The organism is Psychrobacter maritimus, from assembly GCF_904846345.1.
GTDB classification, from domain to species: Bacteria; Pseudomonadota; Gammaproteobacteria; order Pseudomonadales; family Moraxellaceae; genus Psychrobacter; species Psychrobacter maritimus.
In genome coordinates this window covers 41,229-54,723 of sequence record NZ_CAJHAJ010000002.1, presented here as the reverse complement: position 1 = coordinate 54,723, position 13,495 = coordinate 41,229, and the positions used below count along the sequence as shown (strand labels likewise).

Below are 13,495 nucleotides of genomic sequence, written 5' to 3'. Positions count from 1 at the left end.
ATGACTATCCTGTGCTTGGAGTATCTCGCGGCGTATAACCGAAATGCTGCTTATAAATACGTGAAAAGTAACCTTGATCGCTATAACCGACCCTATGCGCCACTTCATCGATGGTCACGTAACTTTTGGTTTTTAAAATATGATTGGCCTGCTTTAAACGTAGCTCTTTTACCCATTCCGAAAAACTATAGGGCAACTCAGCAAAAAGCTTATGCAAGTATCTGACCGATATATGACAAGCAGCAGCGACCATCGCTGGGGTTAAAACGGGGTTTTCTAGGTGCTGATGGACGTAATGCTCGATGCGCTTTAGATGTACCGACTGTATGGACGAGCTGCTACTCATCATCACCTCTTTCGGGGCGCTTAATGTCAATACAATAAGGTTAAGCAGCTGTTGCTCTAGGATTTTAACCTCTAAAGCCGCCAATCTATGTTGTTGAATCAGCTCTAATATCTGCCTGATTTGAAAAACCAGCAACCTGCCTGCCCCTTCATCAATAGACAGACTGCGGGCAAACTGCCGCTCTATAGTGCCCATTTGCGGGGTTAATAGCGCCAAAGGCACCTTAATCACATATAACGACACTTGCTGCAGATGATAAAACTCATAAGGTAAGTTTGATAATTCAATAAAGAACTGACCCGGGCTTGAGGTTAATTGGCGATTTTTTTGCGCAAAACGGACGCTACCGGTCACAGGAAAGGTGATTAAAATACTGTCGTCGCTACTATTGTCCTTAACGCCGTCACTAGACTGATTGCTTACTAAGCTGCGTTTATAATGCACGGTATTGGCATGATAATGAGACACGCCGATATCCAAAAGCTTGGCGTGTTGCAAGTAACCAGAAAACTGACTTGGCTGGCGAAAGCTGACATGGAGATCAAAATAGGTGTCATTGATGGTGCGCTTCCAATCAAACGCGTCTAGGGTTTGAGGAGCACTTATAGCAGGCGTTGAAGATATTGGCGAAAATGGGGTTAATAGTGGTGATGATATTGCCGAATTTGAAATAGAATGGTCCCCTATAATGTCTATGAGACTATCGCTGTTTGCTGTGCTATTAGCATTGGTATTGTCTGTATCGCGACTTGCATTCATCCTTGAATACTCTATGAATAAAAAATGAGCGGTAATCGCTGCTTATACACTAAGCGCTATTTGTAAGCATTTTATTAGATGCTAAGCGGTTATTTTTATATCATAAACGCATTATTACCCTGATGTCTAAATATGATACCTAAAACAAACATCAGGCATTAAACGAGGTTTAATGCCTGATGGGAAAACGATAAAGCGATAACGCTGAAAACAGCAAGCTAAGCGGCTTTGGTTAGCTTATAAGTGCCCGTCTCATGCAATTCTGCTTGCCAGCCTTTTTTAATCACAATCGTGGTGGTTGGCTCTTGAATAAGCGCCGGCCCTGCAATCAGCGCCCCTGCCCCAAATTCCTCACCATTATAAATAGGCGTATCAATCCATTCATATTCTTGATCCATGATCATCTCACGGCTGCCAACTTGCGCCTGACTGATATCACCTTGTTGCTTAGCAAGCTCTGGTAGCTTGGGCTTACTGATTTTACCGATGACAGCGACTTCGATATTGACCAGCTCGACCTTATTGTCACGCTCATCATAAGTATAGAGCTCTTTATGACGATGATGAAAGGCTTCTAGAATCGTTTGCACGCTATCGGCATCAAGCTTGCCATTGGGTATCAGTACATTACACTCATGCACCTGCCCGACGTAGCGCATCTCCATGGTGCGCTCGATGATGATATCGTCTTCTGCAAAGCCATCTTCTAGCAGCTTTTGCACGCCCAAGCTTTCTAGCTCATGTAAGGTGGCATTGAGTGACTGTAGCTCTGAATCTGGCGCAATAATCATCATCTGCGTGGCCAGATAATTATATTTAATATCAGAGATGATTTGACCAAAGGCGCAGAGACAAGAGGCAATCTTTGGTATCAAAATAGTACCAATACCCATCTCTTCTGCCAAGTCAACAATATGCATACCAGCAGCGCCGCCGGCACAGATAAGCGCAAAGTCGCGAGGGTCATAGCCTTTTTCAATGGTAATACGGCGAATACCGTTTGCCATATTTTGGTTGACGATGGCACTGATACCAAAGGCTGCATGTGCCAAGTCAATTTTTAGTGGATCGGCGATATGTTTTTGTACCGCTTGCAGCGCTTTGTCTTTATCCAAGGTAACACAGCCGCCTAGCACCGCATCGGGCTCTAAGTAGCCTAAGACCAGATTGGCATCGGTAACCGTTGGCAACTCACCACCTTTACCATAAGAGGCAGGACCTGGGGTCGCGCCAGCACTTTGTGGACCGACCTCCAACATACCAAAATTATTCACATGACCAATAGAGCCGCCGCCCGCGCCTAGCGTTTCGACATGAATCATCGGCACGCCAATACGATTGCGTAAAAAATCAATATCACGGTTTAAGCTGGTTCGACCAGATTTGGCCATAGTGATGTCAAAAGACGTACCGCCCATATCAACGGTAATAATATTATCAATACCAAAGGCGCTGGCAATATATAAACCGGCTTGCGGTGCTGATGCGGGTCCTGAATTGATGGCATTAACTGCTCGTTCGCGCATGATGTTACCGACGGCAAGTCCGCCATTTGACTGAAAGTAACGAACAGGCTGCTCAGCGCCGAGCGCCTTAAAGTAATCATCAATCTTATGTACATAAGACGCCATAACGGGGCTTAAATAGGCATTAACTAGTGTCGTTGAGGTACGCGTATATTCCTTAATCTGCGGATATACTTCACTACCGCAGCAGACAAACACCCCCGGCATATGCTGCTCAATCAGCTCTTTGGCACGCTGTTCATGCTGAGTATTGCGGATAGACCACACAAAAGAGATAGCAACCGCTTGTACGTCTTGCCGTTTTAACACTTCAATCGCATCGAGGATATCTTGCTCATTTAACGGCTCGTGTTCAGTGCCGTCTGCTAAGATACGACCACGGATAGGAAAGCGGCGGTCACGCGTAGCAATCTGCGGCGCTGGCGGGTAACTGGCATCATAGCGATGCCCTTCTTCTTTGTGCCCTAAGCGTATCTCGATACTGTCTTCATGCCCTTTGGTACATAGCAAGCCCACTTTCACGCCCGTCATTTGAATCAATGCATTCAGTGCAACCGTCGTACCATTAATACACAAATCGCAGGCTTGAATGATGTCTTCGATAGGACGGTTAAATTTGTTGGCAATTTGCTGTAGACCATTGGCAATGGCTAAGGTGCCATCTTCTGGGGTCGATGGCGCTTTAAACAGATGAATGTCACCGGTTTTTTCTGCCAAGACAAAATCTGTAAAAGTCCCGCCAGCATCAACGCCAATACGAAAATCGTTGTTCATAAGTCATCCTTAACTCAATCATGAAAGTTCAATGTGTGTTTTATGCGGTTATCTGGCGGCGTAAGTACTCAGTCTCAGCTTCATTGAGCGCCAGAGTTTCTGGGTCAATTACCACGCCGTATTCAATCTTTGCCGCAGAGATTGAGATAATCCTTTCTTGTACATCCTTGATGACCGCTTGAATATCGCGATCAAATGAGCTGCCGTAGCCGCCGCCACCCGGATTGGTATTGCGCGCGCGTTCACCCGGCGTGATTTCCGTAACGGTGTTTTTTCTATATAAGTCCGTTTGTCCGTCTTTATGTAGTATCTCTAGACGCCCAACTTTCAGCTCGGGTGAGATTTGTTCCGCGCCGCCGGCGCCCATAGTAGGATGCTGACGACCTTCGCCAAAGGCAATAACCGTCATAGTATGGTCTAATGGCTCAACTTCCCAAACCGTACCACAGCCGCCGCGATACTCGCCTGCGCCGCCACTGTCTTCTGCCAAGCCATACTTATGGATTAAGATAGGATACTGGTACTCTAACAGCTCAATATCTCCCGAGCTTAGCGCCCCAAAGCAGCTTAATGGCCCACAAGCATGCCAGCCATCCATTTGCTGGGTGGCACCTGCGCCTGAAATAATAGATGCCAAAATCATGGTGACGTATTGCTCGCCAGTTTTTGGGTCGATACCAGCGATATTAATCCCTGATGAATGTCCCCAAGAGGCGGTAACGCGCTCAGGTGCCGCCGCTTCAAATGCCATACGTACCGCATCGGTCAAAGTTTCCATCGGCGTGGTCGTACAGTTGACATGCGGTGCAGGTTCTTTGGCATTACATAAGGTGCCATGCTCACCCAAATCAACGGTCACACATCGATATAAGCCTTCGTTATACGGCGGCTCTACTTGGGCAAACATCATCAGCCCAAGTAATACCCCTGACATCGAGTTACCGGCATAAGAGTTGATAAAGTAAGGGACTTGCGGCGGACTGGTGATTTTAATATGTACGTCGCTGTCTTTGATGACAATGTCGGCGCTGATGGTCATATCACCCAAGCCATGACCTGAGTCTTCTAACACCGCCTCGCCATGATAATCGCCATCTGGGATAGAGGAGATTAATGAGCGCATATGGTGGTCAGCCATGTTCTTTAGCTCTTCAATCGCGCCGCGCACCGTTTCAACACCGTATTTGTCTAGCAGCGCAATCATATTACGCTCGCCAACGGCACACGCGCCATACTGAGCATTAAGATCGCCTTCTTGATTACGGCGTGAGCGCATATTACTGTGTATGAGGTTAATCACATCACGACGTCTGACGCCTTTTTCCCAAATCTTAATGGGCGGAATGCGTAAGCCTTCGGCATATATCTCTTTGGCATCAGGGTTATAGCCTGCTGGCACAGGGCCACCGATATCAGTGACATGACCTTTACAAACCGTCCAAAAGACCAGCTCACCTTTATAAAATACCGGCTTATACATACAGCAATCTAAGATATGGCTGCCCATCATCACAGGATCGTTATGATAAATGACATCGCCTTCATGAATGTCATCACCATAATATTCGGCGACGGCTTTCATGGCGGGCATGAGTGAGCCTAAATGAATGGGAATATCTTGCCCTTGCAAAATCATCTCAGGCAAATGATCAAACAGCGCATTACTGTAGTCATGGGCTAAGTTAAAGACACTCGAACGGGCAGTTTTTTCTAAGGTGGTTGTCATCTCACGCTGCGCCGTTTCTAGGGCACCACGTACGACAGACAAGGTAATAGGATCTATAGAAGGGTGAGCGTTGCTCATGAAAGACTCCTTGTCGAGAAATTTGGGTCAGAAGAAGCGCATTTATATAAGAGAAATAAAAGAATATACCGGTCTATATGACCATTTATCCTTACCCTTCAGCGCGCGCTTTATCTGGCTTATCATCTATCCTAATGATCAAGCTTTTTCACTATAGCGAGGTTTTGGCAAAATAGATTGACTGTCCGTGCAGAGTTTTTGACTGTGAGTGTACAGCTGTAGCTATAAGCAGCCTGTTTTCATCTTTATCATAGTGGGATATAAAGCGTTCAGAATAGACAAAAAGAGCAATGCTTCATATGTGATGCACTGCTCTTTTTGTCTATTCTTACTAACCCTATAGGAAGCTATAAGTTATTTACTACTATGCGTGCGCAGACTTCCTGCCTAGACCTATCTTCACATTAGCCAAAATCAGTCCAGATAAGATGAGCACCATTGCTAGCATCTTCCACCATGTAACCACTTCTCCTATGAGCAGCACTGAAGTCGCCATACCGAATACGGGCACCAGTAAGGCAAATGGCACAACCTTAGAAGCGATATTTTTACTAAGCAAATGCGCCCACAATCCAAAGCCGATCAGGGTTGAGACATAGACGATAAATCCAAGCGATAACCAAGACTTGAAGGACGCCTGCGTAAATGTTGCAAGCGTCCATGCCTCATTTTCAAATAACAGAGAAGATAAAGTCAAAACTACACAAGCAATCAGACCGCCCCATACCACTAGTGATAACGCAGATAGTGCCGATGTTCTATTTGAAGCTTTGTTGTTGCTATTAACAGGCAAGGCAGTAGAAATATTACTAGTACTTTGCTGCGTTGAGGCCTGTTTTGAAGCGATATTGCCAAAGCTCCAACCTATGGCTGCAATCAATATGCAGATAAAGCCAACCAAGGGCATATCACCGCCGAGATTTAGCGCAATCACACCCAAACCTAGCACACCAACTAACATACCTATAATCTGCATACGACTCACAGGCTCACCTAATATGACATACGCCAGCAAGACGGTAATAAAAATTTGAACTTGTAACAACAGCGCCGTCAAACCTGCTGATGCACCCAAATGCATGGCGGTAAATACAAAAGCATACTGCATAACAAACGTACCAATGGCATAGATAAATAGCGTAGGGTTGAATTTGGGCGGTTTAAGGAACAGAACCAACGGCACGGCAGTAAAGAAAAAACGTAGAGCGGTTAACATCAGTGGCGGAAAGCTTTCGAGCGCCCATGCAATAAAGGTAAAGTTTACACCCCAAATAAAGGCAACCAATACAGCTAGAGCGATGTGTAGAAGGGTCATAGGCTTATCCTAGAATAGCTATTATTAGTTCTGAGTTGTTATTAATGTTTGAATATTAAGAATCAACTATAGTTTAAATGCCCATAACAGACCCGATACAGTTTTACGAATGGTGAACAAAGTGTATAGTTACTTTTAACGTTACAATTAATCATGACATTGAAGAGATAAGCACATTCATTATGGTCGAAACCTATACGCTCAATCCAAATTTAACCAAGACTGCCGCCGTCGCTGAATGGTTACAGCAGCGTATTGACTGGCAGATTTACCTGCCCAACCAACGCGTACCCTCGGTGCGAAAGTTAGCGAAACTATTAAATATATCAAGCTTTACGGTGGTACAAGCTTATGAGCAATTGGTGGCTACCAGTGTGCTAATTGCTAAGCCCAGCTCGGGCTATTATGTCAATACGCAAGCAAAAGTAGTTCAGCCGAATGATGATAAAAAAGCAGTCGTTAAGCACCGAGTAATAGATACGCGCTGGCTGATACAGCAAGTTTTTAGTGATATCCCGCATCATCGCTCGCCGGGGGTGGGAACATTACCGAGAGACTGGGTACGTAATGATAAGATGGAATGGGCCATACGGCAGGTAACCCAGCAAGCCGATAGCTTTATCTATGATTATGGTAATGTTCATGGCTATTTGCCGCTACGTCAGCAGCTGGTTCAACACCTGCATACGCTGGGCATGCACACTCATATCGAGCACATAATTACTACGGCAGGATTGTCGCAAGCCGTGACCATGGTGGCGCGGCTGCTTACTCAAGCTGGGGATACGGTTGTCGTTGATGGGCCGGGCTGGTATTGGCTATCAAGCTGTTTGCAACAACAAGGATTAAACGTCGTCTCTGTAGAACGTGACCATCAAGGGCCTAATATTGAGCAGATGCAAAAGCTGTTTGCGACGCATCGTCCCAAGCTCTATTTGACCAATAGCGTGCTGCATAATCCGACCTCTTGTAACCTGCATCCTGCCCGCGCGCACCAAGTACTCAATCTTATTCATGAGTACAATGCTTATATTTTTGAGGACGATTTATACGCCGCATTTGTACCGGGTGGTCAAGTGCTGCGTTATGCCAGCCTTGATCAGTTTGAACGGGTGTTTTATGCGACTGGGTTTTCAAAGTCAATGGCGTCAGGCTGGCGCGTTGGCATGTTGGTCTGTCCTGATAACTATATCGATGATGTATTGCGTATTAAAACCTTAAGCAATTCAAACACACCAGAATTTGGTGAACGGGTTTGTCATCATTTATGGACGCATGGTGAGTATCGCCGGCAGATTAAAAAAGTGCAGCAGCATTTATATAGCGCTCATGAAAGAATGCGCCAAGTATTACCAAGGATAGGACTTATCTATCCTGAGCATACACAAGCAGGTATCTTTGTTTGGGTAGACACGGGGCAGGATACCAGCCAACTGGCATTAGATGCCTATAAAGAAGGTTGGCTGGTCGCACCGGGGCAATTATTTTACCCAGATGCCCGCGCCTCAACCCATCTGCGACTCAATGTATCGACAACTGGCGATGAGTTTTTGAGGTGGTTGGGTGATTATCTGGATAAAAGCTGTCAATACTGATAAAAATACTATCACCCCACCACCAGCCGCATCATCTGCGTACTGATATAACCACCAAAGGTACCCACGGCATAGCCTAAAATACCCAAAAACACGCCAACGGGTGCTAGTGACGGGTGAAATGCTGTGGCGACAATCGGTGCTGATGACGCGCCGCCCGTATTGGCATTGGAGCCGACTGCTAAAAAGAAAAACGGCGCACGAATCATCCTAGCGACCGCAAAAACAATCACGACGTGGATACTCATCCATAACAGACCAATGAGTAGCAAACGCCACTGCGAGACAATACCGGCGAGATTGATTTGCATACCGATAGCGGCAATCAAGACAAAGATAAATACCGTACCGATTTTGGAGGCGCCAACATGATCAAGGCGACGAATTTTGGTAAAGGAAAATACTACCCCTATTAAAGTGATAATCACCACCATCCAAAAGAATGAGCTGGCAAAGCTATACTGTACCGCCCAACTGTAAGGGGCAAAGAAGCCTGCTATTTGCCCGCCTACGAAATGCGCCACCCCAACCATGGCGAAACACAAACCAAACATCACCATCAAATCATTTAAAGTGGCTGGGCGCGCATTGTCACGCTCATAGCTTTCAACTGCGGCAATCACTTTATCAATACTACTGCTATCCGCCCGTAAAAACTTATCTATCTTAGCGCTGTGCTTGGCCATGACCAGAATAGCCAATAACCATAGTGAGGCATTGGTAGTATCAACCAAAATCATCATGCCAAATAAATCATCACTGACGCCGAACAGCTCTTTCATCGCCGCTTGGTTTGCCGCGCCGCCAATCCAACTACCCGCGACCGCTGAAAATCCGCGCCATAAGGTATCGTCGGTAAACATCTCAGGTGATATCCATTTAGCAATACCTAAGCTTATGGGACCACTGATGACGATGGCAACACTGGCGGCGAAGAACATGGCAATCGCTTTCCAGCCTAAGCCTAAAATTTTAGGGACATCCATCGATAAGGTCATGAGCAGCAAACTGGCTGGCAACAGATAGGTAGCGGTAAAGCCATAAATCTGTGAGCCGATGCCATCAGCGAAGACGCCTAGGCTGTTTAGCGTGGCTGGAATAAAGCAGCACAGCACAATACCCGGCAACACCGCATAAAAACGTCGCCAAAACTTACCGGGCAGCCCTTGGGTATAAAAAACCAGACCAATAATGGCCATGATAATGCCAAATGCTAATGGCAGATTGTCAATTGCTAAATAAGAGATGTCGGGCATCAGATGGCTCCGCAGCACACGATGAATAAAAGCTTGTCAGTATAGACAAGGCGAAAAAGACGCGCAAGCAACGATCTCGCATTGTTGATTTTTTATCGATGTTTTATCATTGACATAGAGCCGCCTTACTATAAAACCATGACGCACAAAAAAGCCAGATAACAAGTATCTGGCTTTTTATGTTAGGTTAAATGGCTAGACCAATAGCATTTAATCAAATGCTATTATTGACCAGTCACGATAACAATATTACGAGTTGTTACTACGGTTGCCGCCGCTTGAGCGACCTTGACCACGGCTGTCAGCACGACCAGCTGGGCGACCTTGGCTGCCGCTTGGACGACCACGACCCGTTGCAGCACGTTCACCGCGTGGAACGCCATTGCTATCACCACGGCTAGGAGCACCAGTGCGCTTGCCTTGATACGGCTTGCCACCTGAACGCTCATTTGGTTTACCAGATGAATCACGTGGCTTACCTTGATAACCGCTGTCATTGCTAGCGCGTTGACCAGTCGGTGCGCTGTCGCTTGAACGACCACGAGCATTAGCAGGATTGCCTTGATAGCCACCACCCGCGCGACCACGGCCTTGACCGTTACCGCCGCCACTTGAGCGTCCGCGACCACGGCCACGACCATTACCTTTGTTTTCGCTAGGTACATAAGTCTTCTTAGGCTCCATACCTTCGATGACCGATACTTCCATTTTGCGATCTAAATAACGGTTGATAGCGTTTAGCTGTGGACGATCATCCATGCTACATAGGCTGATGGCAATACCCGTACGACCGGCACGGCCACAACGACCGATACGATGCACGTAGTCTTCTGTTTGACGTGGCAAGTCATAGTTAATGACGTGCGATAGTGCTGGCACGTCAAGACCACGAGCAGCAACGTCAGTCGCTACTAAGATTTTACATTTACCATTACGCAAGTCTTGAACGATACGGTTACGCTTGCTTTGTGGCAAGTCACCATGTAAGAAGCTGGCTTTATGGCCTTGCTCTTGTAGGGATTTGGCTAATTTTTCAGTACTACGTTTGGTCGCAGCAAAGATGATGACTTGTTCCATCTCTTTATCGCAAACAATTTTGTCAAGCAAACGGTTTTTATGATCAAAATCGTCACAGTAATACACTTTTTCTTCGATGTGTGCTGATTCAACTTTGATTGAAACGCGCTCCGGGTTTTTGGTGAAGCTGGCAGCAATCTTGCCAACAGGACCATCCCAAGTTGCTGAACACATGATGGTTTGACGGTTATCAGGAGCGGCTTTCAAGATATCGTTGATATCATCAGCAAAACCCATGTCAAGCATACGGTCAGCTTCATCAAGTACCAAAACTTCTAGGCTTGATAAGTCAACGCGGCCCGCATTGATATGGTCAAGTAAACGACCAGGAGTCGCAACAATCACTTGCACGCCTTTTTTCAAAGCAGTAATCTGACCATTGTAAGGGGCGCCGCCTACTAATGGCACACAGAACAAACCGCGCATATCTTTAGAATACGTACGCACACTGTCATGTACTTGCTGAGCAAGTTCACGCGTTGGCGTTAGGATAAGGGCTTTGGTTAATTTGTCAAAGCTAGTGGCACGGCTTAAACGGTCAAGTACTGGGATAACAAATGCCGCTGTTTTACCACTACCGGTTTGCGCTGACAATAATAAGTCGCGACCCGCTAGAGCAAAAGGAATGGCTTGTTCTTGAATAGGTGTTGGATGGGTATAACCACTGCGATCAAGCGCGGTCAAAATTGGCTTGGCAATATTAAGTTCAGCAAAAGTGATTTTGTTTTCTTCAGCAGCGTCAGTAGTAGCCGCTTGATTATTAGTATCGGTATTTGGGGTATCAGTGCTTTCGATGATGCCGTTTTCAGCGGCGATAGCAGATAAGATGTCAGTCATAGTAATCCTTGGTAAGTATAAGCTGCTGTAAATTCAGCAAGCTTGATGCATACCACTGATAACCGTTCACCACGCTGCATTTATAAAACAATTATCTCACCCTAAAAAAGGCTTAACAATCAAAAGCCAAGCTTATAAAGCTTGTCAATATTATAAAGGCGTTCGTGCTGTCTGACGTATTTTGGTGGTAGTGCCGAGTGTCTCATCCTTGTTCGTTAAAAGCGCATTATCCATGCTTTGTCCAAAGCAGATAAAGGCTGGTAACAACCAATCTAGCCCATATATGGGTTCGTAGATAAGATATGAGTCAAAAATAACGTGTTTTTCAATATGTATATGAAGGGTTATTTAAGTACACAAAATCATCGGCAACAATTACTTATGGTCATCCTAGACCCAAAATCGCAGGCGATGTTATCAATCTCATAATTCACGATAGTCTAAGCTAACGTGGCGACGCAGTATAGCATAACAAAAATGCAAGTAGTAGCTCTTTTTCTGTTTATTAGCAAAATAAGGGCTAGAACTGCAAATATATGCTTAAAAACTGATGTTAAACCAAGCCTTTAAGCAAGTTGCTGTTTTCATCCAATTTAATTATGTACGTGACACTTTTACTTCCGTCACATAGGTTGGTAATTGCCAAGCACCGCCTACCTCTATCAAGCGACACATGCCTGTGGTGCTTTCATGGCTCTTCTCAAAAGCTTTGCCCGTCCATACCCAGTCGGTTTTAGATAAGCAGTCACCAATCCCGCGGCCTTTTTGCACCGAGGTTAATTTGCCATTGCTATAATCGGTTGCACTGGTCGTCACCAAGGTCGGCTGATAAGGCTTAGTGTCATTGAGCACCCAAGCGCCCATGCCAGTGTTATAAGCACCCATCCAGCAATCATGCTGTACGAGCAGCTGCTTGCTATTTAGACGGCTGACCCGCCAAGGTGACTTATCTGCTAAGTTTGGGCAATCTGTATCTGCATCCTTCATGGTGGTCTTCATCAGCTCTGCTAACTGCGATGAGCGCATGACAAACTTTCTCTTACTGCTAGAGATGGCTTTAGGGTTTGGCGTGACCAAGCGTAGCGCGGGTGCTGCTTTAGGCGCTAAGACACTGCTATTAGATTTGCTTGCGCTATCGGTACTGATAAAGGCACTTGACGTCCCTACTCGGCCCTGTGCTTCATCGGCTTTGAGCATGACGGCACTGGCACCTTTATCCGATAGCTGCCAGCGCGTATTGCGAATCACCAGCTCAATCTTGCTTGATTTAGTCAAGGCATCAAGTAGCGCGTTGACTTGCGCTGAGGTCAGCTCTGCATGACCTGCCGCCACCGAGTAAGGCTTGGTTTCTCCGTAATCTCTATCATTAATAAACAAGGATATACGATGGCGGTTGCCAAGCTGCATCAAGGCCTTTGCTGAGCTTTCTTTTGCGCCGCCAAGTTTGACCTTGCCATCGACTGTGGCATTGGCACCTGCGCGGCGCACCAATAATAACGACACCGGTAAATCGCTATTATTCTCTGCTTGGTAACCTGCCAGCCGGCAAGTACGGGTATTATCGCAAGCCACTTGCCAGTCTTGGTTGCTAAAATCAACAGCCGCGCCAGCCTGCGCCGCTGAACTAAATAAAGCCGTGCTAATGGCTGCAAATAAGGGTAATAAAATTTTCTTTGTCATCAATAAGGGTGTCTTTTTTGTTTTTATAGGATTCATTGTGCGATGAGTGCTATCTGTTAAGAGGTTGGATTTTTTATGGCGCTGCTGATTGGCATTGCTATTGCTGCTACTATTGTTACTACCACTACCATAGTTAGCATGACCAGAATCAACTGTCATCTCACGCGTTAAGGGTGATGATGCACGCGTCATCTTATTATTATCCTTCATAATCATTACTCATTAATAGAATAAATATCAACACCTGCCCATTAAGGCGGTGGCTGCTATCTTAACGTACCAATGTTTCTATCTGTTATACTAATGTACCATTATGTAAAGACGGAAGCATAGTGCTGATTCAATATATAGACAAGTATATTTGGAATAAAGAATATATTATACGGAATATAGCAAGCAAAAGGTTAATAAGCAAATTGCCTATTAACCTTTTTTATTGAACTATATGATGAGTGAGCTATCGTCAATAATCGTTGAGATAGACAGCTTAAAATACATGCTTAAGTAATGAGATTCAGTAATGGGC

At 45.6% G+C, this 13,495-nt stretch carries 8 protein-coding genes; 1 reads left to right on the top strand and 7 read right to left on the bottom strand.

All coding sequences use genetic code 11. The features are described from left to right. Positions 1-4: 4 nt before the first annotated feature. The 4 genes from JMX50_RS03085 to JMX50_RS03070 all read right to left on the bottom strand — a co-directional run bounded on the left by JMX50_RS03085 (position 5) and on the right by JMX50_RS03070 (position 6,524). Entirely contained in the window at positions 5-1,105 is a 1,101-nt protein-coding gene (locus JMX50_RS03085) for a helix-turn-helix transcriptional regulator (RefSeq protein ID WP_201628385.1), read from the bottom strand. 218 nt (positions 1,106-1,323) lie between these two features. After that, entirely contained in the window at positions 1,324-3,405 is a 2,082-nt protein-coding gene (locus JMX50_RS03080; RefSeq protein WP_201628384.1) for a hydantoinase/oxoprolinase family protein, read from the bottom strand. A gap of 40 nt (positions 3,406-3,445) precedes the next feature. Continuing rightward, entirely contained in the window at positions 3,446-5,209 is a 1,764-nt protein-coding gene (locus JMX50_RS03075; RefSeq protein WP_201628383.1) for a hydantoinase B/oxoprolinase family protein, read from the bottom strand. Between the two features lie 364 nt (positions 5,210-5,573). Then, positions 5,574-6,524 (bottom strand): EamA family transporter, encoded by a 951-nt coding sequence (locus tag JMX50_RS03070; protein WP_201628382.1) that lies wholly within the window; start codon positions 6,522-6,524, stop codon positions 5,574-5,576. Positions 6,525-6,706: 182 nt separating this feature from the next. Here JMX50_RS03070 and JMX50_RS03065 point away from each other — a divergent pair, with 182 nt between their 5' ends. After that, the gene (locus JMX50_RS03065; RefSeq protein WP_201628381.1) at positions 6,707-8,119 is read left to right on the top strand and encodes a PLP-dependent aminotransferase family protein; all 1,413 of its coding nucleotides are present in this window, start codon (positions 6,707-6,709) and stop codon (positions 8,117-8,119) included. Between the two features lie 11 nt (positions 8,120-8,130). Here JMX50_RS03065 and JMX50_RS03060 read toward each other — a convergent pair whose 3' ends face one another. The 3 genes from JMX50_RS03060 to JMX50_RS03050 form a co-directional block, all read right to left on the bottom strand. Then, entirely contained in the window at positions 8,131-9,375 is a 1,245-nt protein-coding gene (locus tag JMX50_RS03060; RefSeq protein WP_201628380.1) for a DUF819 domain-containing protein, read from the bottom strand. Between the two features lie 249 nt (positions 9,376-9,624). After that, entirely contained in the window at positions 9,625-11,289 is a 1,665-nt protein-coding gene (locus tag JMX50_RS03055) for a DEAD/DEAH box helicase (protein ID WP_201628379.1), read from the bottom strand. Between the two features lie 597 nt (positions 11,290-11,886). Further along, positions 11,887-13,161: a DUF1176 domain-containing protein gene (locus tag JMX50_RS03050; RefSeq protein ID WP_227670881.1), complete on the bottom strand. Its 1,275-nt coding sequence runs from the start codon at positions 13,159-13,161 to the stop codon at positions 11,887-11,889. Positions 13,162-13,495: the final 334 nt, after the last annotated feature.